The sequence below is a fragment of the Streptomyces sp. P17 genome (genome assembly GCF_032436805.1).
Lineage (GTDB): Bacteria > Actinomycetota > Actinomycetes > Streptomycetales > Streptomycetaceae > Streptomyces.
This window is the reverse complement of record NZ_JAVRBF010000581.1, coordinates 1-293: the sequence shown is the minus strand read 5'-3', so window position 1 is coordinate 293 and position 293 is coordinate 1. Positions and strand designations below refer to the sequence as shown.

Sequence of the window (293 nt, the reverse complement as noted above, 5' to 3'; positions counted from 1 at the left end):
ATTCATCCTGGCATGGTAGGCCCGTATAGCCGACTTGGCTACTTTGTGGTCACTGAGTCTAATGGTGATGGCAAGGAACTGCCTAAGCGTGAAGTAGTTAAGAATGTTCAGTTCACTGAGAAAGTTGATATCCCGAGTGAAGATGAGCAGAAAGAAGAGTTGATCGCACAGCTTGCAGAGCTTGGCGTCAAGGCTGACAAGCGTTCGTCGGTTGAGAAGCTGCAAGAGAAGCTAGACGAAGCTCTTTCTCAGTAACACAAACAATATATAGGTGATTAAGATGAGTAAGAAGC

At 45.7% G+C, this 293-nt stretch carries 1 protein-coding gene; it reads left to right on the top strand.

Annotated features, from left to right (window positions below; all coding sequences use genetic code 11):
* Positions 1–255, top strand: a 255-nt coding sequence (locus tag RMT89_RS42190) for a hypothetical protein (protein WP_315889054.1), incomplete at its 5' end; no start/stop codon positions are given.
* Positions 256–293 lie beyond the last annotated feature (38 nt).